This window comes from Rhodococcus yunnanensis NBRC 103083 (assembly GCF_001895005.1).
Lineage (GTDB): Bacteria > Actinomycetota > Actinomycetes > Mycobacteriales > Mycobacteriaceae > Rhodococcoides > Rhodococcoides yunnanense.
On sequence record NZ_BCXH01000003.1, the window covers coordinates 43753 to 67785 of the forward strand.

Genomic DNA, 24033 nt, shown 5'->3' on the forward strand with positions numbered 1-24033 from the left:
GCTCAATTCATGACGAAGAGCTTCCTCCTCCCCGACCTGGGAGAAGGCCTCACCGAGGCCGAACTGGTCACCTGGCTCGTCGAGGTCGGGGACACGATCGAGCTCAACCAGGTGATCGCCGAGGTCGAGACGGCCAAGGCGTCCGTCGAGCTGCCCTCTCCCTACGCAGGCACCGTCACGGCTCTGCATGCTCAGGAAGGCACGACGGTCCAGGTCGGGACGGCGATCATCGACATCGCCGACGGATCTGCGGCGGTCGAGGAGGCCGCGAAGAAGGAAGAGCGTGTGCCGGTTCTCGTCGGATACGGCGTCGCCGGGGAAGGACAGAGCAAGCGGGGGCACCGGAAGGCACCCGCCGACACCGCCGCCCCCGCCGACACCGCCGCAGCCCCCATCCCCGCCGCAGCGCCCACCCCCGCCGAGACCGCAAAGCCGCTGGCGTCTCCGCCCGTGCGTTTCGTGGCGCGTCAGGAGGGCATCGATCTTGCCGAGGTGCCCGCGACGGGTGCGCACGGGGAAGTGACGCGCACCGACATCGAGGCATATCGCACACGCCAGGAACCAGTGGCCGCGACACCGACGAAGCAGGAAACGCGCACACCCATCAAGGGCGTTCGCAAACATACTGCTGCGGCCATGGTGTCGAGTGCATTCACCGCTCCGCACGTCACCGAATTTCTTACCGTCGATGTGACACCCACTGTCGAGGTACTCGACAAGTTGCGCGGCACCGCGCACTTCCGTGATATCCGCCTGACGCCCCTGGCGCTGGTGGCAAAGGCGTTACTTGTTGCGCTGCGGTCGAATCCGAGTCTGAACTCGGCGTGGGACGAGGCCAATCAGGAGATCGTCACCAAGGGGTACGTCAACCTCGGAATCGCGGCGGCGACGCCGAGAGGTCTCATGGTTCCCAATATCAAGGACGCGCACACGCTCGGTTTGAAGGACCTCGCACAGGCACTGAACGGGTTGACTGCGACGGCGAAGGAAGGCAAGACGGGGCCGTCGGATCTCGCCGACGGGACGATCACGATCACCAATGTCGGTGTCTTCGGCGTGGATTCGGGAACTCCGATCCTCAACCCGGGCGAAGCCGCGATCCTGTGCTTCGGCGCGATCCGTCGTCAGCCGTGGGAGTTCGACGGCGAGATCGCATTGAGGTCGGTCACGACCTTGAGCCTGTCCTTCGATCACCGTCTCGTCGACGGTGCACAGGGATCTCGCTTCCTGGCCGATATCGGCTCGATCCTGGCCGACCCACTGAACCTGGTGGCACTGGCATGAGTGATGCACCTGACGTCGTGATCCTGGGCGGCGGTTCGGGCGGGTACGCGTGCGCGTTCCGTGCTGCGCAGCTCGGGCTGTCCGTGACGTTGATCGAGAAGGACAAGGTGGGAGGCACGTGCCTGCACCGAGGCTGCATTCCGACGAAGGCTTTGCTCCATGCCGCCGAGGTCGCCGATACGGCACGTGAGGGTGCGTCGGTGGGGGTCAAGAGCTCCTTCGACGGCATCGACATGGCGGGCGTGCATGCCTACAAGGACGGTGTGGTCGCCAAGCTGTACAAGGGACTGCAAGGCCTCGTCAGCGCACACAAGGTCGAATTGATCACCGGCACAGGTCGATACGTCGGCGACCGAACCGTCGAGGTGGACGGACGGAGGATCGTCGGGAAGTCCGTCGTGCTGGCCACCGGTTCTCACGCGAAAGTGCTACCGGGGATCGAGCTGGGGCCGCGCGTGATCACCAGCGATCAGGCATTGACGTTGGACCGGGTTCCGGAGCGAGCCATCGTACTCGGCGGCGGTGTGATCGGAGTCGAGTTCGCCAGCGTGTGGTCGTCGTTCGGTGCCGAGGTGACGATCGTCGAAGCACTGCCGAGAGTGATTGCGTCCGAGGATGAATGGTCGTCGAAGCAGCTCACGCGGGCGTTCCGTAAACGCGGAATCACCGCAGCGACGTCGTCGCCGCTGACCGGCGTGAAGGAGACATCGGACGGGGTCACCGTCACGCTGGAGTCGGGCAAGACGCTCGAGGCCGATGTTCTTCTCGTCGCCGTCGGGCGAGGGCCGAACGCCGGCGATCTCTCCGGAATCGCCCTCGATGCAGGCTTCGTCGCCGTCGACGACCACCTACAGACCGATCAGAGTGGCGTGTATGCCGTCGGCGACATCGTGCGCGGACCGCAGCTGGCGCACAGAGGTTTTCAACAGGGCATCTTCGTGGCCGAGGTGATCGCGGGCGCGAGCCCGAAGGCAGTTCCGGACGTCAACATTCCGCGCGTGACGTACTCCAACCCGGAGGTCGCCTCGGTCGGACTCACCGAAGCGCAGGCCGTCGAGCAATTCGGAACCGCCGACGCCACCGTCTACGACCTTGCAGGCAACGGAAAGAGCCAGATCCTCGGTGCGTCGGGAGGCGTGAAACTCGTCCGGGCCGAGGGTGCCGTCGTCGGAATCCACATGGTCGGTGCGCGAGTCGGCGAACTCATCGGTGAGGCGCAGCTCGTCGTCAACTGGGGTGCATATCCCGACGAGGTCGCCCATCTGATCCACGCCCACCCCACGCAGTCCGAAGCATTCGGTGAGGCGCACCTCGCTCTCGCCGGAACGCCGCTGCACGCGCACGGCTAGCTGGGCAGCTGGGTGAACACCTTGCCCGGGTTCAGAATGCCCTGCGGATCGAGGGCTTTCTTCACCGACCGGTGCATGTCGAGGACGATGGGGTCGAGCTCCTGTACCAGTCCGTCCATCTTGAGCAGCCCGACACCGTGTTCGCCGGTGACGGTGCCGCCGAGTTCGAGTGCCGCATCGATGATCTCGGCGAACGCAGCCTGGGCTCGTTCCCGTGCGGGGAGGTCGTCGTGCGGCGTGATGAGCAATGGGTGCAGATTGCCGTCACCTGCGTGCGCGATGTTGGCGATGGTGGTGTCGTAGCGGATCCCGATCTGCTCGATTCGTGAAAGCATCTCGGGCACATGCTTCTTCGGTACACAGACGTCCTCGGTCAGTACTGGACCGAGTCGCTCCATGGCAGGGTAGGCCAGCCTGCGCGCGGCGAACAAGGCGTCGGCCTCTTCCTGGTCCGTGGAGACGGCGGACCACGTCGCTCCGGATTCGGCGAAACACGACAGCATCTTCTCCGCCTCTTGATCGCCGATGACTCCTGGCGTGTCGATGCGGCCGAGAAGCACCACGTCGGCCTCCACCGACAGACCCATGTTCTTCCATGCGTCGACGGCGATGAGGCATTGTTTGTCGATCAGTTCCAGTGCCGACGGCGTCAAACCTGCTGCGGCAACAGCGGCGACGGCACGGCCCGCGTCGACGATCGAGTCGAAGTACCCGGCGACGGTGCGCTGTGGGTCCTGCAGCGGCCGGAGTTTGACGGTGATCTCGGTGATGATTCCCAGGGTTCCCTCGGAGCCGACCATGAGCCCCGCAAGGTCGTATCCGGCGACACCTTTGGCGGTCTTGCGGCCGAGGCGCACCAGTTCGCCTGTGCCGGTGACGATCTGCATTCCCATCACGTAATCGCGGGTGACGCCGTACTTGACGCAACACAGCCCGCCCGCATTGGTTGCGACGTTGCCGCCGATGGTCGACCACGGCGAGCTCGCGGGATCCGGTGGGTACCACAGGCCTTGTTCGGCGCAGGCAGCTCTCAGATGGTCGTTGACCACTCCCGGTTCCACCACGGCATAGCGTTCGAGCTTGTCGATCTCCTTGATCGTGTCCATCCCGTCGAGGGCGATGACGACGCATCCTTCGGTGGCGTTCGCCCCGCCGGACAGTCCGGTGCCGGCACCGCGCGTGACGACGGGAGCGCCGTACACCAGGCAGGCCCGAACGACGGCCTGCACTTCCTCGGCGGTGCGCGGCCGGACAACGGCGGCGGGCGTGGCGTACGGCGCCCACTCGGCCTCGTCGTGCTGGTAGGACGCGATCACCTCGGGATCGAGCACGACGCGATCGGCGGGTAGGGACTCCAGCAGCTGATCCACGAGCGACATGTATTCGAGACTAGTGACATCGACCGACAGGACGCCCGCCGTGTGGCTTTCCTACCGATACGTCCGCTGCGTCGATCTGTTCGTAGACTGATTGCATGACTTCACCGATGAACAAGGCGCCTCTGCCGCTGAGTCTCGTCGAGATGGCCACTCGGCAGGTCCGATCCGAAGTGCTCAGTGGAGCGTTGGAGCCAGGGTCTCGGGTAGTCGAGGAAACACTGTGCGCCAGGTTGGGAATCAGTAGGGCCCCGGTGCGTGAGGCGCTCCGGCTTCTCGCACAGCAAGGGCTGGTCGAGCACCTGCCGCGTCGTGGATTCCGTGTGACGGTGTGGTCTTCGGTCGACATTCTTCAATTGTTCGAACTGAGGCAGGTCCTCGAACAGCACGCGATCAGACAGGCGCTTCCGCTGGACTCGACGCATGGGGATCCGTTCTGCGTCGCCCGTTCGGCTCTCGACGAGATGCGCGACGCCGACGCGCGTGGTGAGTCCCTCGAGAAGGACGACGCGCATCGACGGTTCCACGAGGCCATCGTCGGCCTGGCGGGGAGTCATCAGCTCGATCTCGCGTACGCGCCGATTCTGCTCAAACTCCAGCTGCCGATGGCGCGGAATCTGCGGGAGGAGGCGAGGGTCGCGAAGCCGGTCGACGGCATCCGGCGTCACGAGGTTCTGCTGGAGGCGGTGGAGTCCAACGATGTGGGCATCGCGCTCGCGGCACTGAAAGAACACGGTGAGCTGACGTACCTTCACCTGGAGAGCATTTGCTAACAGAGATGAAACACGCCATCTACCTGCAGTAACACAAAACTGTCGACAATCGACGGTATGAATGGTCCAGCAGCAGGCCCGAAGATCACCGAGTTGCTCGCCTCCTACCGAGACGGCTCCAGCACCCCGACGAAGACCGTCGATCTACTCGCCGACGCCCTCGATCGACGTGGCGACGACGGCACGTGGATCACCGTGTTGGATCGAAATGCGCTGCTCGACGCCGCCGCCGAAGTGGAGTCTCGGCCGGGGGCCTCGGACCTGCCGCTCTACGGCATCCCGTTCGGGGTCAAGGACAGCATCGACGTGGCCGGCTATCCGACGACGCTGGCGTGCCCCGACTACGGTTACCTCGCAACGTCGACGGCACCTGCCGTTCAGGCATTGCTCGACGCCGGTGCGTTGTTCGTGGGCAAGACGAGCCTCGACCAGTTCGCCACCGGCCTGAACGGAACCCGCACGCCGCATACGATTCCGCGCAGTGTGTACGGCGGCGACATGATCTCGGGCGGGTCCAGTTCTGGTTCGGCGCTTGCCGTGGCACTCGGACAGGTGCCGTTCTGTGTTGCTACCGATACCGCAGGCTCGGGTCGAGTTCCGGCCGCGCTCAACGGAATCGTCGGATGGAAACCGTCACGCGGGCTGATCAGTACCGTCGGTTTGGTTCCCGCATGCAAGTCGCTCGACTGCATCACCGTGATGGCGACGTGTGTCACCGACCTCGACCTCGTTTTCGACATCGTCAGCGGAATCGACCCGAGAGACGGCTGGTCACGAGCTCGCGGCCCTCGGTACGACGGCCGGGACATCCGAATCGGACTGCCGGAGATCACCGAACTCGACTTCTTCGGAGACGACGCCATGTCGGCCGCGCACATCGTCGCCCGTGACTCACTGTCGAACATGGGGTTCGACACGACAACGGTCTCGCTCGCGCCGTTCCTCGACGCCGGATCCCTGCTCTACCAGGGACCGTGGGTTGCAGAGCGGTTGGTGGAGTTCGACGACTTCTTGACCGAGCATCCCGATTCCATCGTCCCCGTGGTTCGAGATATCTTCCTCGGTGGACGCAAGTACACGGCGGTCGACGCGTTTCGCGCGCTGCAGCGACTACAGGATCTGCGTAGCAGCGTTGCACAACTGTGGGATTCGATGGATGTGATGATCGTACCGACGATCGGAACCACGTTCACCGTCGCCGAAGTCCAGGGCGACCCCATCGGGTGCAACACGAAACTGGGCCACTACACGCACTTCGGGAATCTGCTGGATCTCACTGCGGTGGCGGTCCCGGCGGGCCTCACATTCGACGGGCGGCCGGTCAGCCTGATGGTGATCGGACCGGCGCTCGCGGACGACACGGTACTCGCTGTTGCGGCGCGTTTGCTGGGCGAATCGAGAGCCGTCGGTGCCGAATCTTTCATGGCAACAATCTGATAGACGTGTGCGTTCGGCCGGCGTATCCATCGTCGGGAAACAATCGGCGTGATCCCAGTCAGGTATTTCACCTACAGCACAGGAGATTTCATGAGCACTGCATCGGTATCGGACGCGTCGCCCACTCCGTTCGCAGTTCCCGCGGGGAAGACGGCACTTCTCGTGATCGACATGCAGCGTGACTTCCTGCTGCCCGGAGGATTCGGCGAGAGTCTCGGTAACGACGTCGGGATGCTCCGCGGCGTCATCGAGCCGTTGATGACGCTCATCGCAGCGGCACGGGAGAGTGGCGTACCGGTGATCCACACTCGGGAGGGGCATCTTCCCGATCTGTCGGATTGCCCGCCGGCCAAACTGAATCGGGGTGCGCCGTCCCAACGTATCGGTGATCCAGGGGCATTCGGCCGCATACTGATTCGCGGGGAATACGGCCACGACATCATCGACGAGCTCGCCCCGGTCGAGGGCGAAACCATCATCGACAAGCCTGGCAAGGGTGCGTTCTACGCCACCGAACTCACCGAAGTTCTGGAGGCGGCAGGTATCACGACCCTGCTCGTCACCGGCGTCACCACCGAGGTGTGCGTGCACACCTCGGTCCGCGAAGCCAACGACCGCGGATACGAGTGCCTCGTCGTATCCGACTGTGTCGGTTCGTATTTCCCCGAGTTCCAGCGAGTGGGACTCGACATGATCGCGGCACAAGGCGGAATTTTCGGTTGGACAGCGCCGTCCGAGTCGGTGATCACAGCCCTTCGGCAGGGGCAGGGGCAGGAGCGGAGCCTGCGGAGTGACCAGGGGCAGGAGCGGAGCCTGCGGAGTGACCAGGGGCAGGAGCGGAGCCTGCGGAGTGACCAGAGCGATCAGAGTGACGAGTTCGTCCCAGTACCTTCGTCTCGATAGGACATCTCATGACCACAGAAGTGAAGGATTCACCCGCAGCCAGCACACCGTCGTTCACTCTTCCTTGGTGGACCAGGGGCGACACCAATGCCTTCTTCGGGCTCGGTTTCAACATCCTCGTCAATGTGCTCACTCTGACGACGTTGAGTATCGTCGTCGTCGGCATCCCGGGCGATGACGTACTCGGTACGTTGCTGCCTGCGCTCGGCGTCGCGTTGATTCTGGGCAATCTCTACTACATGATGCTGGCACGTCGATTGGCCAAGCGCGAGAATCGGACCGACGTCACTGCGCTGCCTTACGGTCCGAGTGTTCCGCACATGTTCATCGTCGTTTTCGTCGTGATGCTTCCGGTGTATCTGAACACCGGGGACGCAGTGCAGGCTTGGGCGGCGGGGCTGGCGTGGGCGTTCATGATCGGCATCATCGTGATGATCGGTGCGTTCGTCGGGCCGTATATTCGCAGGATCACCCCGCGCGCGGCGATGCTCGGCACCCTCGCCGGAATTTCGATCACGTTCATCGCGATGCGTCCGGCGGCGCAGATGTGGGAAGCCGCGTGGATCGGGTTGCCCGTGCTCGCCATCATTCTGATCGGATTCTTCACCGATGTGAAGTTGCCGGGCAACATTCCCGTCGGGCTCGCGGCGTTGCTCGTCGGAACTGCGATCGGGTGGATCGGCGGGTACATGTCGGTGCCCGACGTCACCGAGGCAGCCGGCAACATCGCTCTCGGCTTGCCGGATCTGCGCTTCGACCTGCTGTTCGACGGCCTGGGCAATCTCGCGCCCTTGCTCGCGACGGCGATACCGCTCGGCGTCTACAACTTCACCGAGGCAATGAGCAATGTCGAAAGTGCCTCTGCAGCAGGCGACAACTACAACCTACGCAGCGTTCTTCTTGCCGATGGATTGGGCGCGATCATCGGTTCGGTATTCGGTTCTCCGTTCCCGCCTGCCGTCTATATCGGGCATCCGGGATGGAAGGATGCGGGCGGGCGCACCGGATATTCGCTTGCATCGGGCGTTGCGATCGGGTTGATGTGCTTCCTGGGTCTGTTCGGGGTGCTGGCAACGATATTGCCGATCCCCGCAATCGTGCCCATCCTGCTCTACATCGGGCTGCTGATCGGTGCGCAAGCGTTTCAGGCGGTTCCGAGGTTGCACGCTATCGCGGTCGTTGTGGCCTTGCTCCCGAATCTCGCGGAATGGGCTGTGGGACTGATCGACAATGCGCTCAGCGCCGCCGGAACATCGGCGGCAGAGGTAGGCAGTGAGGCTCTCGGTCAGGCGGGCGTTGTCTACGACGGGTTGAAGATGCTCGGTGAGGGAGCTGTCCTGGCGGGCTTGGTGCTCGGCACCATCGTCACTTTCATCCTGGACAAACGATTCCACGCTGCCGCGATCGCCAGTGCTGTCGGAGCGCTGCTGTGTTGGATCGGGCTGATTCATTCCCATGAAGTCGGGTGGGCGGCGAACCCGCAGGTTGCACTGGGGTATCTGCTGTTCGGACTCGTGTGCCTGGCGTACTCGCTGCTGCCGTCGGCGAAAGCCTCGGTCGAGTCCGTCCAGTAGGACTGCGCTTTCTCGAGGGAAATCTGATGGGTATGCGCGTTGCGTGCGTCACCGACGAGCCGCGATAATCCACTCCATGCGCTACAACCAGCTGGGTGAAACCGAACTGAAGGTGTCCGAAGTGTCGTTCGGCACCGCACCGCTAGGAGACATGTTCGGATCGGCCGACGAAGACCAGGCGTTGGCTTCGGTGCGGCACGCGCTCGACTCCGGAATCAACTTCTTCGATTCGTCCCCGTATTACGGAGGCGGTCTGGCCGAAAAGCGGCTGGGTGTCGCGTTGGCGGGCCGGCGGGACGAGGTGATCGTCGGCACGAAGGCGGGCCGTTACGGCGACGCTGATTTCGACTTCTCACCCGAGCGTATCCGGGCGAGCGTGCACACCAGTCTCGAACTGCTCGGAACCGACTACGTCGATGTACTTCAGTTGCATGACATCGAATTCGTCACGCTCGACGCAGTCTTCGAGGATTCGTATGCCGAACTCGTGAAGTTGCGGGACGAAGGCAAGTGCCGCTACATCGGCATGACCGGATACCCGATGCAGACGTTGCAGCGCGCAGTCACCGAAACAGATCTCGACGTCATCCTGTCCTACGCGCATCACACGTTGCTCAACACCGAACTCGCCACCACCCTGAAGCCCGTCGCCGATGAACGTGGTGTCGGTGTGATCAATGCTGCCGCAGTGGGATTGGGACTGTTGACGCCCGGTGGCGTCAAACCGCACATTCCCGCCACGGACGAGATCATCGCCGCTGCGGCCCGTGCGCGTGCGGTGGCCGCGGAGGCGGGCGCGGACATCTCCTATCTGGCGAATCAGTTCTCCCTACAACGCTCGGGTTGCCCGACGACGGTCATCGGCACGACGAAGATCCATCATCTCGATTCCGCAATCCGCGCTGCGACCGAACCGATCGACCAGGACGTCCTCGATGCAGTCTTGGCCGTCACCGCCGATGTCCGAAACGTGTCGTGGCAGAGCGGGTTGCCGGAGAACAACGGTCGCGCGTAGCGGCCGTTCATGTAGCAGGGCTAAGAGGCGTCGCGCAGGATTCTCTCGCGTGCTCGCGACGCCATGTACCCGGCTGCACCCCAGAGCGTCCACGGCTGACCGGTCGATGCCTCGACAAGATCGATCGTCGGGGATTCGAAATAGCACTCCGCTTCGGTGCCGAGCCGCGTGTCGCGTCGATCCACTCGGTGGTAGGCGAGGGCCGGTTCGGTGGCGAACAAGTGGTCGAGCCGGAGGTACCCGATGCGCTCGACTTCGCGAGGCTCGGGGCGCGACACGTCGTAGAACGTCGGCGGCAGGTGGACGAGGAAACCGTCGACGATGAAACCGGATTCGGTGACCCAGCTGCCGAGGTGATCACCGACCCGATACTCCGGGTCGAACAGGTGTCCGAGGGTGTTCGACTCCTCGCAGAGTTCGCGCAACGCTGCGTCGGGCCCGGATTCGCCCGGTTCGACGGACCCGCCGAAGAGAACGACATCACCTGCGTGGGACATGCGATCCCCGTTGTGCCCGTTGATGCCGGCTCGGCGGGTAACCGCCGTACACAGGCCCCACGTCGGAAAGTCGATCACGGGGAACGCCACGCTCGCGCGCCTACCCGGAACCGCAGTGACCCATTGGTCCCGGTCCTCGAGACTCACCCGCAACTCTCGCTCGGTCATGGCCGCGATGGTATTTCAGCGGAGAGTCGAATCCAGAATGTCCTTGGTCAGTACAGATCGAATCGACACGCCAAGACCGGTTAGTGCGGCGGCGCCGTCCGTGGATCTGTCGATCGCACATACGACGTGCGCAACGTGCGCGTTCTGCTCTCTGAGCGCAATGGTGGCGTCGCGAACAGCCCCACCGGTGGTGATCACGTCCTCGACGAGAGTGACATGCTTGCGAGCTGTATCGGCCCCTTCTGCCAGCCTGCGGGTGCCGTACTTCTTCGCTTCCTTTCGCACGAACACCGTTGGGATGCCGGTGACTTGACTGAGCACCGTGGCCAGCGGCACCCCGCCCAATTCGAGGCCACCGAGTAGATCGGTGTCGGCAGGGACCAGTGGGATCATCAGTTCGACGACGCGGCGCAGGAGTGCCGGATCGGACTCGAACAGGTACTTGTCGAAGTACTCGGTAGCCGTGATGCCGGACCGGAGGATGAATTCACCCTGCAGTCTGCATTTTCTGTCGATTGCTTCGGCGAGGTTTCGCAATTCGTCGTCCACGCCGGAGATCCTACTTACCGAGTAGAGCGTCGAGGAAAAGAACGGTACGTGGATGAAGGGGGTTTCCTGGCGATGAATGGGCGACCGAAATCGGAATTGTCCACCGTGACCGAGGCCCGCTCCCACGGGTGTACGAGTGAGAAATACAGCTCCTGACCGCCGACATAACGACGAGTGGTCTTGTGCTGGGGATCCGGGTGGGTGCCGTCCCGTAGTGCCAGGCGTCGTACGGATTCTGTGAACGGGACGTCGAGAAAGATGGAGAAATCCCAATAGTCGATCAGTTCGTGGCGATGCAGAAACAACCCTTCGATCAGCACGATTGCGTCGGACGGCGCTTGTAGCGGGACAGGGTGGACCTCTGTGTCGCTGGCGAGGTCGAAGGAAGCCTGGCGATACCAGCCGTCGCCGCCCATTCGCAACGGAAGTACAGCGTCCGAGATGAAAGAGTCGTAGTCGTACAGATCGAGCCAATGTGCTTCAGGTGACCAGCGTCCTCGTGCGTTGCGAATCGCCGCAGGGTTGAGAAAGTCGTCCACGTGCACGATGACGACTGGGCGGCCTTGAATGTGTTCCGACAGTGTGGCCGTGAAGGTACTTTTTCCGCTGCCGTCGACACCGTCCACCGCCACCAGCGCTCGGCCTGGCCCAACGCTGTCGACTATCGACTCAGCGATCTCTGTGAATAAGGGGTGCACTCAGAGAGCATGCCCCACAGAATTCGGAATGCGTGGGATCGGTACGGCCAGTTGGCGCATCAACCGGGGTAGAGCTCGAAAAGCAACGCAGCACCGGGGTAAGAACTCCGCACACCGGTTCGGACGGCAGAGGGTGGGCACATAGTGCCGTGTGCGCGTTTCGGCAACAACTGTGCGCGGAGCGGCAAGTTTTCGGAGTACTTCCCGGGCCAAGCTATGACCCAGGACACACTCCGAAAGAAGGTCAGACGTGACATTGCAAGCAGCAATTCTCTGGGAAGCCGGTCAGGACTGGAAGATCGAGGACTTGGTTCTCGACGCCCCGAAGTACGGCGAAGTGAAGGTCGAGTTGGCGGCATCGGGGCTGTGCCACTCCGATGAGCACGTGCGCGACGGCAGTGTGCCGGTCGGACTGCTGCCGTTCATCGGCGGACACGAGGGTGCGGGCATCGTGACCGAGATCGGTCCTGGCGTCACGTCCGTCGAGGTCGGTGATCATGTCGCACTCGGCTTCATCCCGGCATGTGGGCGATGCCGGGCCTGCGCGAACGGTCAGTCCAGCATTTGCGACCTCGGTGCCCACCTGCTCGAGGGATACCAGGTCAGCGACGGCACCGCACGGCACCACGTCCGCGGACAGGACGCAGGCATCCAGTGCTTGCTCGGCACGTTCGCGCCGCAGACCGTCGTCAACGAAGCCTCGTGCGTCAAGATCACCACCGACATTCCCCTCGACAAGGCTGCGCTCGTCGGCTGCGGCGTCACCACCGGCTGGGGATCGGCCGTCTATGCCGCCGGGGTCTCCGCAGGCGAAACCGTCGTCATCCTCGGTATGGGCGGCGTGGGCTGCGGCGCGGTCCAGGGCGCAGCACTGGCAGGCGCACGCCACGTCGTCGTGGTCGATCCGTCCCCGTTCAAACGGGAGCAGGCCAAGATCTTCGGTGCGACGCACACAGCAGCGAGCATCGACGAGGCCTTGCCGCTGGTATCCGACCTGACGTGGGGAGCGCTGGCCGACAAGGTGCTCATCACCATCGACGTTGCGAGCGGTGCGATCATTGCCCCCGCGATGAGTCTCGTCGCCAAAGGTGGTACTTGCGTGAATGTTTCGGTCGGTGACATCACACAGACCGATGTGTCGCTCAGCTTGTTCGACCTCACCGCGATGCGCAAGACGCTCAAGGGCGCGTGGTTCGGCAACGCCAACATTCGCTTCGACATCCCGCATCTGCTGCGCCTCTACATGGAAGGTCAGCTCAAACTCGACGAGATGATCACGCGCACATACGCACTCGATCAGGTCAACGACGGCTACGAGGCCATGCGCAACGCCGAGAACGTCCGCGGACTCATTCTGTACTAGAGAGGCTTCTTTCGATGACTGCAGTACTCACGACCCTTCCCGTCGACACCGCGACCCAGCTGTTCGTTGCCGGACACTGGCAGGGCGCGTCCGATGGTGGCACCTTCACCGACCTGAATCCGACGACGGGGCAACCCCTCGTCGACGTCTCCTCCGCGACTGCACAGGACGTCGACGCCGCAGTGCGCGCAGCCAGGGCTCAGTTGAGCGGCGAGTGGGCCTCGACCCCCGGTGCGGTGCGCGGAAAGCTGTTGAACCGCATCGCCGATCTCATCGAACGTGACGGCGACCTACTCGCTCGCCTCGAAGCCCACGACGTCGGCAAGCCGGTCGGCCAACCTGCCATGCTCGACATCCCCAATGCGGCAGCCACCTTCCGTCACTTCGCGGGATGGGCAGACAAGATCACCGGTAGCTCGATCCCGACTGCGGGTTACTTCGGACAGCCGACGCACTCGTACACCGTGCGTGAGCCCGTCGGGGTCATCGGCGCGATCATCCCCTGGAACACCCCGCTGATGATCGCGGCGTGGAAGTTGGCCCCCGCCTTGGCCGCCGGCAACACACTCGTCGTGAAGCCGCCGGAGGACGCGCCGTTGTCGATCCTGCATCTGGCGCGATTGATCGACGAGGCCGGGGCGCCTGCTGGCGTCGTGAATGTCGTTCCAGGACTGGGCGACGTGACCGGCGACGCGCTCGTCGGACATCCCGACGTCGACAAGATCAGCTTCACCGGAAGCCCACGCGTCGGGCGGATCATCGCACAGAAGGCGGCCGATACGTTCAAGAGAACCACGCTGGAGCTCGGCGGAAAGTCACCGCAGATCATTCTCGAGGACGCCGACCTGGATGCTGCGATCAACGGCACTGCGATGGGCTTGTTCTTCAACCAGGGTCAGGTGTGTGCGGCGGGAACCCGTGTGTTGGTGCATCGTTCGCTCTACTCGCAGGTGGTCGACGGCCTGTCCGCTGCAGCGTCGGCGCAGGTGCTCGGAGATCCGTTCGATCCGGCGACCACTATGGGTGCGCTGGTCAACGCCAAGCAGCGCGACTCGGTTCTGGGATACATCCAGGCGGGCCGTGACGGAGGTGCACGTGTCGCTGCGGGCGGCGGAGCTCCGGATCGTGACGGATTCTTCGTGGAGCCTACCATCTTCGCCGATGCGCACAACGACATGAAGATAGCTCAGGAAGAGATCTTCGGTCCCGTCGGGACGGTCATTCCGTTCGATACTCCCGAAGAGGCGATCAGTATCGCCAACGCCACGGATTACGGTCTGGCTGCATCGATCTGGACGCGCGATGTGTCCAGGGCGCACTCACTTGCGGCGCAGGTCCGCTCCGGTGCCGTGTGGGTCAATGGTTGGGCCGCAATCGATCCCGCGCTCCCGTGGGGCGGCATGAAGACAAGCGGTACGGGTCGCGAACTCGGCTGGGCCGGCATCGAGGCCAACACCGAGGAGAAGGTCGTCACGATCGTTCTGTAGTCCCCGCCGCTCCCCGACGCCCCCTCGTTACGCAAACGCACGTGCGTTTGCGTCGCGGGGGGCGGAGATGGCTGGTCGGGCCCCGTTCATACGCAAATGCACGTGCGTTTGCGTGGCGGGGGGCGGAGATGGCTGGTCGGGCCCAGTTCCTACGCAAATGCACGTGCGTTTGCGTGGCGGGGGGTAGGCGGGGGTACTCAGGAAGCGGCGAGTCGGGCACTTCGAGGCGACATTCCGTACGCCTCCTTGAACGCCCGCGAGAAATGGGCCGAGTCGACGAGACCGTAACGAGCACAGATGGTCCCGATGCTCTCGCGTGCCAAGCGTGGATCCTCCAGGTCACGCCGGCAACACTCGAGCCGGCGGGACCTGATCCATGCCGCAACCCCGACGCCCTCGACTTCGAACAACTTCTGCAGGTAAATAGGCGAAATATGCTGTGCTGCAGCGACCATCGAGGTGTTGAGGCCCGGATCGTGCAGAGTGTTCTCGATGAACGACTGCGCCCCTGCCAGAATCACCGCACCGGGGGAGTGGTTCTCGTGCGGTGCGCGCTCGTCCAATGCCGCACTGACGAGATCGAGGACTGCATCCTCGAACATCGGTGATGACGACGACAAGCCGTCGGACAGGCCCTTGCGCAGCCCGGACAGGAATGGGGAGACGAGCGCACCGACCCCGTCGTCGCCCTTGATGCGCAGTGCGGACACCTGCGCCAGGTCGTTCGGCCGGAGCTTGAGCGCCGCACGCGGAAACATGAGGACGAACATGGCGAACTCGCCGTCGAAATGCAGGGCGTACGGTTCGCTGGTGTCGTAAACGGCGAAATCGCCCGGCTCGAGCACCGCCTCGCGTTCACGCTGTACGACGACGCCGCGCCCGCGGAGCTGCACACCGACCTTCACCAGTCCCGGGTCGCTCCGACGGATCACCGCAGGGGTCCTACGGACATCGACGCAATGGCCGGACACCTCGCTGATGTGCAAGGACCCCACCGAGCCGGATCTCAACCCGCCGTCGAAGAAGCTGTCGGGCGCCGAAGAGGAGGCGTCGAGCGGCACGAATGCCGCGGACACCTCCTCACGCCACCGTTCGAACTGCAATCAGCTCACCTCAGGCCTGCGGGCGATTGTCGATCAGGCGTCGAGCTTTGCCGATGGAACGCTCCAGGGCAGCGGGTGCAACGACGTCGACCTGGACACTCACACCGATGCGGTCCTTGACCAGCTTCTTCAGCGTCGCGGCCGCCACCGGATGGACCTCGGAACCAGCGTCCGGACGAGCTTCGACGAGGACCGTCAGCGAATCCATGCGGCCCGCTCGGGCGAGCACGCACTGGAACTGCGGGGCGAGGGCAGGAACCGTCAGGATCAGCTCCTCGATCTGTGTCGGGAACAGGTTGACCCCGCGCAGGATGATCATGTCGTCGGTGCGGCCGGTGACCTTCTGCATTCGGCGCATCGTGCGGGCGGTGCCCGGCAGCAGGCGCGTGAGGTCGCGGGTGCGGTAGCGGATGATCGGCATCGCCTCTTTGGACAGCGACGTGAAGACCAACTCACCCTCCTCACCGTCGGGAAGTACCTCGCCGGTCACCGGGTCGATGACCTCCGGGTAGAAATGATCCTCCCAGATGTGCAGCCCGTCCTTGGTTTCGACGCATTCCATCGCGACGCCCGGTCCCATGACCTCCGACAGCCCGTAGATGTCGACGGCATCCATGTCGAGAGTCTTCTCGATCTCCTTGCGCATCTGCTCGGTCCACGGCTCGGCACCGAAGACTCCGGTCTTCAAAGATGTCTTCGCGGGATCGATGCCCTTCTTGATCATCGCGTCGACAATCGTGAGCATGTACGACGGTGTGACCATGATCGCGTCCGGCTCGAAGTCCTCGATGAGCTGGATCTGACGGTCGGTCATTCCCCCGGACATCGGAATAACTGTGCAGCCCAAACGTTCTGCGCCGTAGTGCGCGCCGAGACCGCCGGTGAACAGGCCGTAGCCGTAGGCGACATGCACCTTGTCCGACGACTTCACGCCGCCGGCGCGCAGGCTACGGGCGATCAGGTCGGCCCAGTTGCTGATGTCGTTCGCCGTGTAGCCGACGACGGTCGGCCTTCCCGTGGTTCCCGACGACGCATGGATGCGCGAGACCTTGTCCTGCGGCACCGCGAACATCCCGAACGGGTAGTTCTCGCGTAGGTCCTTCTTCGCGGTGAACGGGAACTTCGCGAGATCCGACAGATCTGTGAGGTCGGAGGGGTGAACTCCGGCGTCGTCGAACGCTTTTCGGTAGTGCGGCACGTTGTCGTAGGCGTGCTGCAGCGACCACTGGAGCCGTTCGAGCTGGAGCGTGGAGATGCGATCGCGTGAGGCGAATTCGATGTCGGGTGTGTCGGTGGGAGCCGATAGCGTAGTGGTCACGTCTTTCTCCAGGTCTTAGGCGTCGAAGTCGACGGTCACGGTGTCGCTGAGGGGGAATGTCTGGCACGTCAGCACGAAGCCCGCGGCGACCTCGTTGTCCTCGAGTGCGTAGTTGCGACGCATGTCCACATCGCCGCAGGTCACCTTGGCGCGGCAGGTGCCGCACACGCCGCCCTTGCACGCAAAGGGCAGGTCCGAGCGCAGCAGCTCGGCGGAGTCGAGAATCGACTCGTCCTGGGGGAGTGTGCCGGTGACACTGCGGCCGTCGAGGGTGATGGTGACCTCGCTGCTGGGACCGGTGACACCGGGTTCGCGGTGTTTCTCCTGCGGCGGTGGCACGTCGTCGACGTAGAAGAGTTCGGCATGCACGCTGGCTTTGTCGACGCCCAGGTCACCGAGAACTCTTTGCGCATCGGTCACCATTCCGAACGGCCCGCACAGCCAGAAGTGATCGATGTCGGGCGTCGCGACGACGGAGTCGAGTATGTCCCGCAGCCTGGCGGCGTCGAGTCTGCCGCTGAACAGCTCGACCTCACGCGGCTCGCGTGAGAGCACATGGATGACGTCGAATCGGCTGCCGTACTGGTCCTTGAGGTCGGCTATCTCCTCGGCGAACATCACCGTCCGTGTGCGCCGATTGCCGTACAGAAGAACGACTTCCGCGTCAGGGTTGGCGAGGACGGAGGACGCGATCGACAGCATCGGCGTGATACCGGACCCGGCTGCGATCAGGACGTGCCGTCCGCCTGCGTCGGGATCGGCGTGGAAGGTTCCCGACGGCCCCTGGACGTCGATCGTGTCGCCGGCCTTGACATCGTGGACGAGCCACGACGAGAACAGGCCGTCGGTCACCTCGCGGACGCCCACCCGTGGGCGCGTCCCCGCGGGTGCGCAGATGGAGTACGAACGACGATGCTCGACGCCATCCACGGTCCGGCTGAGCATCAGCGATTGTCCTGGGCGGAAGTCGAATTCGCCCCGGAGATCCTCGGGTACGTCGAAGGTGACGGCGACGGCGTCGTCGCAGAGGGATTCGACGTCGGCGACGGTCAGGGTGTGGAAGGGCTTGTTTCTGACGTTGGGCGTCACCGGTTCGGCCGTGACAGTCATCAGATCTCCTTCACATGGTCGAAGGGTTCGAGGCAGTCGTCGCACCGGTACTGCGCCTTGCACAGTGTGGCGCCGAACTCGGACGTCAATCGTGTCTTGGCAGAACCACACTGGGGGCATGTGAGCTGCCTGGGCTTGACCGTCAAAGTCAACGGCACCGGCCCGGCGATACGTGCGGGAGCGGGACCAGGCGTCGAGTAGCCGGTGTCGCGGAGTTTGCGGAGACCTTCCTCGGAGATCCAGTCGGTGCTCCATGCGGGGCTGAGGCTGGTGACGATGTCGATATCGGTGTAGCCGTGATCGCGTAGCGTGTGTTCGATGTCGTCGCGCATCGTCGCCATCGCCGGGCAACCGGAGTACGTCGGGGTGATGGTGACGAGAACGCTGCCGTCTTCGCGGACCACGACCTCCCGCAGCACACCGAGGTCGTCGAGCGTGAGCAGAGGCATCTCGGGGTCCATCACCGACGCGGCGATCTCACGGGCGGACAGTTCGAGTGTTGTCACCAGACTCCCTCCGGATGCGCACGAGCGACGACCTGCATCTCGGCTATCAGTGGGCCGAACAATTCAGTGTGGATGCCGCGCCTGCCGCCACGGCCACCGATGGTGCCGACGGACTTTCCTTCCGGCGCGTGCAATTCTGCCGCGTGCAGGACCTGGGTGAGAACCGAATCGAATTCCTCGCGCACATCTCGTGGATCGACGGCGACGCCGACGCCGGCCAGCGCGATCTCCTCGTCGGTGGGCACGAAGAGTTCGGCGACGTACGGCCAGATCCGGGCAACGGCATCGCTGACCCGACGCGTCGATTCGTCTGTTCCACAGCCGAGCGTCACCACCCATCGTGCCGCGTAGTCGCGGTGGTAGGTCAGTTCTTTGACGCCCTTGTCGGCGACGGCGGCGAGAACGGGGTCGCGTGAGGTTCGCAGGCGCGAGAAGATCGCCAACCGCCAGGTCGAGAAGACCAGCAGGCGCACTTGAGATTTCGCGAAGTCGCCGTTGTCGAGTTCGGTCAAGCGGACGTTGCGGAACTCGGCATCGGATCGGAAGAAGGCAAGGGCGTCGTCGGACGGGACCGGTGACGTATCGGAAATGTACGGAACCACCTGGGAATCGGCTGCTGCCGCCCGCGCCAGCAGTAGCCGCGCTTGACCCAGCAGGTCCAGTCCGATGTTGGCGAGCGCGACTTCTTCTTCGAGTTCCGGTGCGCGCGTGCTCCACTGGGCGAGTCGCTGCGAGCTGATCAGCGCATCGTCGCCGAGCATGAGGCAGTATGCGGCAAGAGCGTGTCCGTCGACGTCATCGGGAACAGTGGTGTCGACGCCTGCAAGTGGGTCGTCGAAACTGGTGCCGAACGCCCACTGCCCGTCGGGAACCAGCCCGTGTGCATCCTCGTCGACCAGGCCATCGTAGGCGTTGTCGTGATCTGTCATAGCAGGCCTCACATGTGGGGAACGTTGTCGGGGATCTCGTAGAACGTCGGGTGCCGGTACACCTTGTCGCCGCTCGGTGCGAAGAACGGATCCTTCTCCGAAGGAGACGACGCGACGATCGAGTTGGACCGCACGACCCAGATGCTGACGCCCTCGTTGCGGCGTGTGTACACATCGCGTGCATGACGAAGAGCCATGTGGTCGTCGGCTGCGTGCAGCGACCCGACGTGCACGTGGTTGAGCCCGCGCTTGCCACGCAGGAACACCTCGTACAGCGGCCAATCCGCCTTGACCTGTGCAGCTTTCGGCTCCACGGGTACGGTGTCGACAGGCACGGCTCCGTGGCCGCCCTCGGCTGTGTATTCCGTCATGACGCGTTCCCTTCCGATGTCCGGCGAGCTGCGAACGCGGTTGCCGCGTCACGGACCCAGGCGCCGTCCTCGTGGGCTGCACGACGGTTCGCGATGCGCTCGATGTTCGAGGCCCCGTTGCCCTTGACCACCTGGATGAACTCGGCCCAGTCGGGCTCTCCGAAATCATGTGAGCCCCGCTCGTCGTTCCACTGCAGATCCGGATCGGGGAACGTCACTCCCAGTGCCTTCGCCTGCGGGATCGACATGTCGACGAAGCGTTGCCGTAATTCGTCGTTGCTGTGGCGCTTGATGCCCCACTTCATGGACTGTTCGCTGTTGGGGGACTCGTCGTCGGGCGGGCCGAACATCATCAAAGCCGGCCACCACCAACGGTTCACGGATTCCTGGACCATCTCGCGTTGCGCGTCGGTGCCGCGCATCATCGTCGCGAGCAACTCGTATCCTTGGCGTTGGTGGAAGGACTCCTCCTTGCACACCCGGATCATCGCGCGTGCATACGGTCCGAACGAGACTCGGCACAGCGGTACCTGATTGCAGATGGCGGCGCCGTCGACGAGCCATCCGATGGTTCCGACGTCCGCATACGTCAACGTCGGGTAGTTGAAGATCGAGGAGTACTTCTGCTTGCCTTCGATGAGCTTGTTCGTCAGGTCGGCGCGATCGGCACCGAGCGTTTCCGCAGCCGAGTACAGGTACAGCCCGTGCCCGGCCTCGTCCTGCACCTTGGCCATCAGGATCGCCTTGCGGCGCAGCGACGGAGCGCGCGTGAGCCAGTTGCCCTCCGGCTGCATACCGATGATCTCCGAGTGTGCGTGCTGGGCGATCTGGCGAATGAGGGTCTTGCGGTAGCCGTCGGGCATCCAGTCGCGGGGTTCGACGCGTTGCTCGTGGGCGATGGTCGCGTCGAAATCTTCCTGTAGTGCGTCGACTTCCAGGGTATTTGACGTGGTCATGAGTCCTACTTTCATTACCGAATGATCGGTCGAAAACTAGTATGCACCGAACCGAAACCCGGCACAAGAGGGGTTCGTCAGCGACCAGTGAAAACAGGCTTGCGTTTCGCGAGGAACGCGTCGACGGCAGCCTTGTGATCCGCGGTCGATCCCAGCGCGGTCTGAGCCTTCGCCTCGCGGTCCAACGCGTCGAACAAACCCGCAGCCGACGCCCCGACCAGCGATTTCACCTGCAGGAATGCCTGAGTTGGTCCGGCGGCGAGCGTTCGCGCGATGGTGAGGGCGGTCTGCTGTATCTCGTCGTCGCCGACCACTCGGTGCACCAGACCCCAATCGAGAGCCTGATCCGCCGTGACTTTGTCACCGAGCAGCATGAGCCCGGTGGCTCTGCTGCTTCCCAAGGCTTCGACCAGGGCGTAGCTCAGCCCGGAGTCGCTCGCCAGACCGATGCCGGTGAACGCCGTCGCGAAGGACGTGGAGGTGCCTGCAACCCTGATGTCTCCTGCCAGCGCGATGCCGAGGCCAGCGCCCACACAGGCTCCGGGGATTGCGACGACGACCGGTGCCTCGAGAGACGCTATCGCCCGAATCAGCGGGTTGTAGTGGGTGCCGACGGTGTCCATGGCAGTCGACGGATCGGCCTCCAGCGCCGCGACGTGCTCACCGAGGTCCTGTCCGACGCAGAAGTTCTTGCCCTCGGCGGTGATCAGTACCGCCCGAACATCCTTCTGCGCAGCCGATTCGACGGCGCTTCGAAACGCCACCTTGGTTGCCACGTCCAGTGCGTTATGTGCCTGCGGACGTGCCAGAGTGATCGTCGCGAGGCCGTCGGATATCTCGAATCGTACCGTCATGTGCTCTCCCAGTCGTGAAATCCCTTGCCTGACTTGCGTCCCAACTCGCCCCGAGCGACCTTGTCGCGCAACAACTGCGGCGGGGTGAAACGATCACCCAGAGTCGACGCGAGATGTTCGGCGATGGCCAATCGGACATCGAGGCCGACGAGATCGGTCGATCGCAGCGGACCCATCGGGTGCTTGTAGCCGAGTTCCATTGCTCGGTCGATGGATTCGGCGTCGGCGACGCCTTCCTCCAGCATCCGGATGGCCTCCAGGCCGAGCATGACGCCGAGACGGCTGGTTGCGAAGCCGGGGGAGTCGTTGACGAGCACCTCGGTCTTGCCCAGTAGACGGACCCAGTTCCGGACCTGCGAGGTGACGGCAGGCGAGGTGGCGGGAGCGCGCACGATCTCCACGAGAGTCGACGCAGGCACCGGGTTGAAGAAGTGCATGCCGATGAAGCGCGACGGATCGCTCAGCGCCGCACCGAGTTCGGCGATCGAGATGGAGCTGGTGTTGGACGCGATCACCGTCGACGCGGACACCGCTGTGTCGATCAGCGCCAGCACCTCGATCTTCAGCGACGGTATCTCCGGCACCGCTTCTACGACGAGATCGAGCCCGGCCGGCAGATCGGCGGGCCCCGCGACGGTGGACACGCGGGCGAGGATCTCAGCCGGTGGTGCAGTCAGCTTGCCGCGTTCGTGTGCTCGATCGAGGCCCGTCGACACGCGAGCGAGGGCTGCTTCCTGGTCTGCGGCTTCGGCAATGACGACGGACGAGCCGAGGGCTGCGAACACCTGCGCGATGCCTGCGCCCATTCGGCCGCCGCCGACGACGCCGACCGTGGACGGAATGCCAATCGTTTCTCGTAGAAATGTCACAGTTTCTCCAGAAATGCCGTCATGCGGCGTTGTTTGTCCTCGGTCTCGAAGAGGACGGCTTGGGCGATGTCGTCGGCCCACGGGTGCGAGCCCGGTGCGTCGAGGATCTTCTTGGTCAGCTTCAACGCGAGGGGTGCCTGGCGGGCGATGCGGTCGGCGAGAGCGTGCGCCGAGGCCAGGGGATCATCGACGACCTCCATGACGAGTCCGGTGCGCAGCGCGGTCTCCGCGTCGAGCGTGCGGCCGCCGAGAAGAACCTGCTTGGCGACGGACACCCCGACCAACTCCGGCAGCCGGTAGCTCGCGCCCGCAGCGGCCATGATTCCGAGCCCGGGCTCGGGGTTACCGAACACGGCAGTCGACGAGCCGATTCGGATATCGCACGCGTACGACAGCTCGGCACCTCCGCCGAGCGCGTATCCCTTGATGGCGGCGATGGTCGGCAACGGCAGAGCCGCGATGCGGTCGAAGAGGTTGCGGTTGATGCCGCGCAGTGCGTCGTCACGGGTTCGCACGCGGAGCTGGTTGATGTCGGCGCCGCCGGCGAAATGCTCGCCCTTGCCGGTGAGTATCAGCAACCGAGGATCCGCTTCGACGATCCCGCACACCTGGTGCAGTTCGGCGATCATCTCCGCGTCGATGGCGTTGCGTTGCGCCTCCCGATCGAGGGTGACGACCACACGGCCGGAGAGTTCCTCTACGGCGATGGTCTTCACAGTGCCTCGATCGACATCGACACGCCCTGCCCGACGCCCACGCACAGCGTCGCCAGTCCGCGTGACACCAGAAGAAATTCGCCCACTGTTTGCTCCTTCGCCGGGTAACCCCTTTCATTAATAACCGAACATTCGGTCGTTGCGCAAGCGTGAGTGCCCACCGTGCTGTGGAATTGCGTCGCGCCTGGGAAGATGAGCGCATGACAACCGCACGTGCCCCACGCAGAACCGGTCTGCCTGGACGGCCGGGATACGACCTCGACTCGTTGCTTGCCGTTGCCGTGAAGGTGTTCAACGACAAGGGTTACGACGGCACGTCGATGGAGGTGCTGGCCAAGCGTCTCGGCATCACGAAGTCCTCGATCTATCACCATGTGGCAGGTAAGTCCGAACTGCTGGAGCTGGCGCTCGCGCGCGCACTCAACGCGCTGTTCGCGGTCACCACCGAGGAGAAGACCACCGAGGGTCGGTACATCGATCGGCTCGAATATCTGGTCCGTCGCAGCGTGGAGATCCTCGTCGCCGAGCTGCCCTACGTCACGCTGTTGCTGCGGGTGCGCGGTAACACCGACGTCGAGCGGCGAGCGCTGACCCGGCGCCGAGAGTTCGACGCGTTCGTCTCCGATCTGGTCGTCGCCGCTGCCGACGAGGGCGATCTGCGCGCCGACATCGATCCGGCGCTGGTCTCGAGGTTGCTGTTCGGCACCGTCAACTCGCTGATCGAGTGGTACCGGCCCCGAACCGGTGGTTCGGCTGTCGACCTCGCCGACGCCGTGGTGGCGCTGACCTTCGACGGTCTGCGGCGGTAGAACCGACTTCCTTGACATC

Annotated in this window: 23 protein-coding genes and 1 pseudogene; 10 read left to right on the top strand and 14 right to left on the bottom strand. The window is 64.0% G+C overall.

Annotation, left to right across the window (positions count from 1 at the left end; translation table 11 throughout):
• The first annotated feature begins 9 nt into the window (after positions 1-9).
• Both RY1_RS06580 and lpdA read left to right on the top strand, forming a co-directional pair.
• Complete coding sequence (locus RY1_RS06580; RefSeq protein ID WP_072802756.1) at positions 10-1284, top strand: dihydrolipoamide acetyltransferase family protein; 1275 nt, start codon at positions 10-12, stop codon at positions 1282-1284.
• Positions 1281-2633, top strand: a complete 1353-nt coding sequence (lpdA, locus tag RY1_RS06585; protein WP_072802757.1) for a dihydrolipoyl dehydrogenase — start codon at positions 1281-1283, stop codon at positions 2631-2633. Before RY1_RS06580 ends, lpdA begins: the two co-directional genes overlap by 4 nt.
• Here the strand turns inward: lpdA and RY1_RS06590 are convergent.
• Positions 2630-4012, bottom strand: coding sequence for an FAD-binding oxidoreductase (locus tag RY1_RS06590; protein ID WP_072802758.1), 1383 nt, complete (start codon positions 4010-4012; stop codon positions 2630-2632). The genes lpdA and RY1_RS06590 overlap by 4 nt on opposite strands.
• A gap of 95 nt (positions 4013-4107) precedes the next feature.
• Between RY1_RS06590 and RY1_RS06595 the strand changes: the two genes are divergently transcribed.
• The 5 genes and pseudogenes from RY1_RS06595 to RY1_RS06615 all read left to right on the top strand — a co-directional run bounded on the left by RY1_RS06595 (position 4108) and on the right by RY1_RS06615 (position 9711).
• Complete coding sequence (locus tag RY1_RS06595; RefSeq protein ID WP_072802759.1) at positions 4108-4782, top strand: GntR family transcriptional regulator; 675 nt, start codon at positions 4108-4110, stop codon at positions 4780-4782.
• Between the two features lie 57 nt (positions 4783-4839).
• A complete protein-coding gene (locus RY1_RS06600; protein ID WP_174565346.1) occupies positions 4840-6219 on the top strand; it encodes an allophanate hydrolase in 1380 nt (459 codons plus the stop codon).
• A gap of 90 nt (positions 6220-6309) precedes the next feature.
• Positions 6310-6975 (top strand): annotated as a pseudogene (locus RY1_RS06605) (cysteine hydrolase family protein); the annotation flags it as partial.
• Between the two features lie 155 nt (positions 6976-7130).
• On the top strand, positions 7131-8696 hold the full coding sequence (locus RY1_RS06610; protein WP_072802760.1) for a SulP family inorganic anion transporter: 1566 nt from the start codon (positions 7131-7133) through the stop codon (positions 8694-8696).
• Positions 8697-8772: 76 nt separating this feature from the next.
• Complete coding sequence (locus tag RY1_RS06615) at positions 8773-9711, top strand: aldo/keto reductase (RefSeq protein ID WP_072802761.1); 939 nt, start codon at positions 8773-8775, stop codon at positions 9709-9711.
• A gap of 20 nt (positions 9712-9731) precedes the next feature.
• On the opposite strand, the gene RY1_RS06620 is transcribed toward RY1_RS06615, so the two are convergent.
• The 3 genes from RY1_RS06620 to RY1_RS06630 are packed head-to-tail and all read right to left on the bottom strand — an operon-like array spanning position 9732 to position 11623.
• Entirely contained in the window at positions 9732-10376 is a 645-nt protein-coding gene (locus RY1_RS06620) for an NUDIX domain-containing protein (RefSeq protein WP_072802762.1), read from the bottom strand.
• Between the two features lie 15 nt (positions 10377-10391).
• Positions 10392-10925 carry an orotate phosphoribosyltransferase gene (pyrE, locus tag RY1_RS06625; RefSeq protein ID WP_245819523.1) on the bottom strand — a complete coding sequence of 178 codons (534 nt, stop codon included), beginning with the start codon at positions 10923-10925 and terminating at the stop codon, positions 10392-10394.
• A gap of 14 nt (positions 10926-10939) precedes the next feature.
• Entirely contained in the window at positions 10940-11623 is a 684-nt protein-coding gene (locus tag RY1_RS06630) for a nucleoside/nucleotide kinase family protein (protein WP_084727226.1), read from the bottom strand.
• A 250-nt stretch (positions 11624-11873) separates the two neighbouring features.
• Here RY1_RS06630 and RY1_RS06635 point away from each other — a divergent pair, with 250 nt between their 5' ends.
• On the top strand, positions 11874-12986 hold the full coding sequence (locus RY1_RS06635; RefSeq protein WP_072802763.1) for an NDMA-dependent alcohol dehydrogenase: 1113 nt from the start codon (positions 11874-11876) through the stop codon (positions 12984-12986).
• A gap of 14 nt (positions 12987-13000) precedes the next feature.
• A complete protein-coding gene (styD, locus tag RY1_RS06640; protein WP_072802764.1) occupies positions 13001-14473 on the top strand; it encodes a phenylacetaldehyde dehydrogenase StyD in 1473 nt (490 codons plus the stop codon).
• A gap of 197 nt (positions 14474-14670) precedes the next feature.
• Here styD and RY1_RS06645 read toward each other — a convergent pair whose 3' ends face one another.
• From RY1_RS06645 to RY1_RS06690, 10 genes are all read right to left on the bottom strand, one after another.
• Complete coding sequence (locus RY1_RS06645) at positions 14671-15576, bottom strand: AraC-like ligand-binding domain-containing protein (RefSeq protein ID WP_072802765.1); 906 nt, start codon at positions 15574-15576, stop codon at positions 14671-14673.
• A 10-nt stretch (positions 15577-15586) separates the two neighbouring features.
• Positions 15587-16894 (bottom strand): phenylacetate--CoA ligase PaaK, encoded by a 1308-nt coding sequence (gene paaK, locus RY1_RS06650; RefSeq protein ID WP_072802766.1) that lies wholly within the window; start codon positions 16892-16894, stop codon positions 15587-15589.
• Between the two features lie 15 nt (positions 16895-16909).
• Positions 16910-18004 (bottom strand): 1,2-phenylacetyl-CoA epoxidase subunit PaaE, encoded by a 1095-nt coding sequence (gene paaE, locus RY1_RS06655; RefSeq protein WP_072802767.1) that lies wholly within the window; start codon positions 18002-18004, stop codon positions 16910-16912.
• Entirely contained in the window at positions 18004-18465 is a 462-nt protein-coding gene (gene paaD / locus RY1_RS06660; protein ID WP_072803050.1) for a 1,2-phenylacetyl-CoA epoxidase subunit PaaD, read from the bottom strand. Before paaD ends, paaE begins: the two co-directional genes overlap by 1 nt.
• Positions 18466-18506: 41 nt before the next feature.
• The gene (gene paaC / locus RY1_RS06665) at positions 18507-19439 is read right to left on the bottom strand and encodes a 1,2-phenylacetyl-CoA epoxidase subunit PaaC (protein ID WP_072802768.1); all 933 of its coding nucleotides are present in this window, start codon (positions 19437-19439) and stop codon (positions 18507-18509) included.
• 8 nt (positions 19440-19447) lie between these two features.
• Entirely contained in the window at positions 19448-19810 is a 363-nt protein-coding gene (paaB, locus tag RY1_RS06670; protein ID WP_072802769.1) for a 1,2-phenylacetyl-CoA epoxidase subunit PaaB, read from the bottom strand.
• Positions 19807-20766, bottom strand: a complete 960-nt coding sequence (paaA, locus tag RY1_RS06675) for a 1,2-phenylacetyl-CoA epoxidase subunit PaaA (RefSeq protein ID WP_072802770.1) — start codon at positions 20764-20766, stop codon at positions 19807-19809. The genes paaB and paaA overlap by 4 nt, the downstream gene beginning before the upstream one ends.
• Positions 20767-20843: 77 nt before the next feature.
• Positions 20844-21620 (bottom strand): enoyl-CoA hydratase-related protein, encoded by a 777-nt coding sequence (locus RY1_RS06680; protein WP_072802771.1) that lies wholly within the window; start codon positions 21618-21620, stop codon positions 20844-20846.
• On the bottom strand, positions 21617-22468 hold the full coding sequence (locus RY1_RS06685) for a 3-hydroxyacyl-CoA dehydrogenase family protein (protein ID WP_139279760.1): 852 nt from the start codon (positions 22466-22468) through the stop codon (positions 21617-21619). Before RY1_RS06685 ends, RY1_RS06680 begins: the two co-directional genes overlap by 4 nt.
• Positions 22469-22485: 17 nt before the next feature.
• Entirely contained in the window at positions 22486-23205 is a 720-nt protein-coding gene (locus RY1_RS06690; protein ID WP_072802772.1) for an enoyl-CoA hydratase/isomerase family protein, read from the bottom strand.
• Between the two features lie 200 nt (positions 23206-23405).
• On the opposite strand from RY1_RS06690, the gene RY1_RS06695 reads away from it, so the two are divergent.
• The gene (locus tag RY1_RS06695; RefSeq protein WP_072803052.1) at positions 23406-24014 is read left to right on the top strand and encodes a TetR/AcrR family transcriptional regulator; all 609 of its coding nucleotides are present in this window, start codon (positions 23406-23408) and stop codon (positions 24012-24014) included.
• Positions 24015-24033 lie beyond the last annotated feature (19 nt).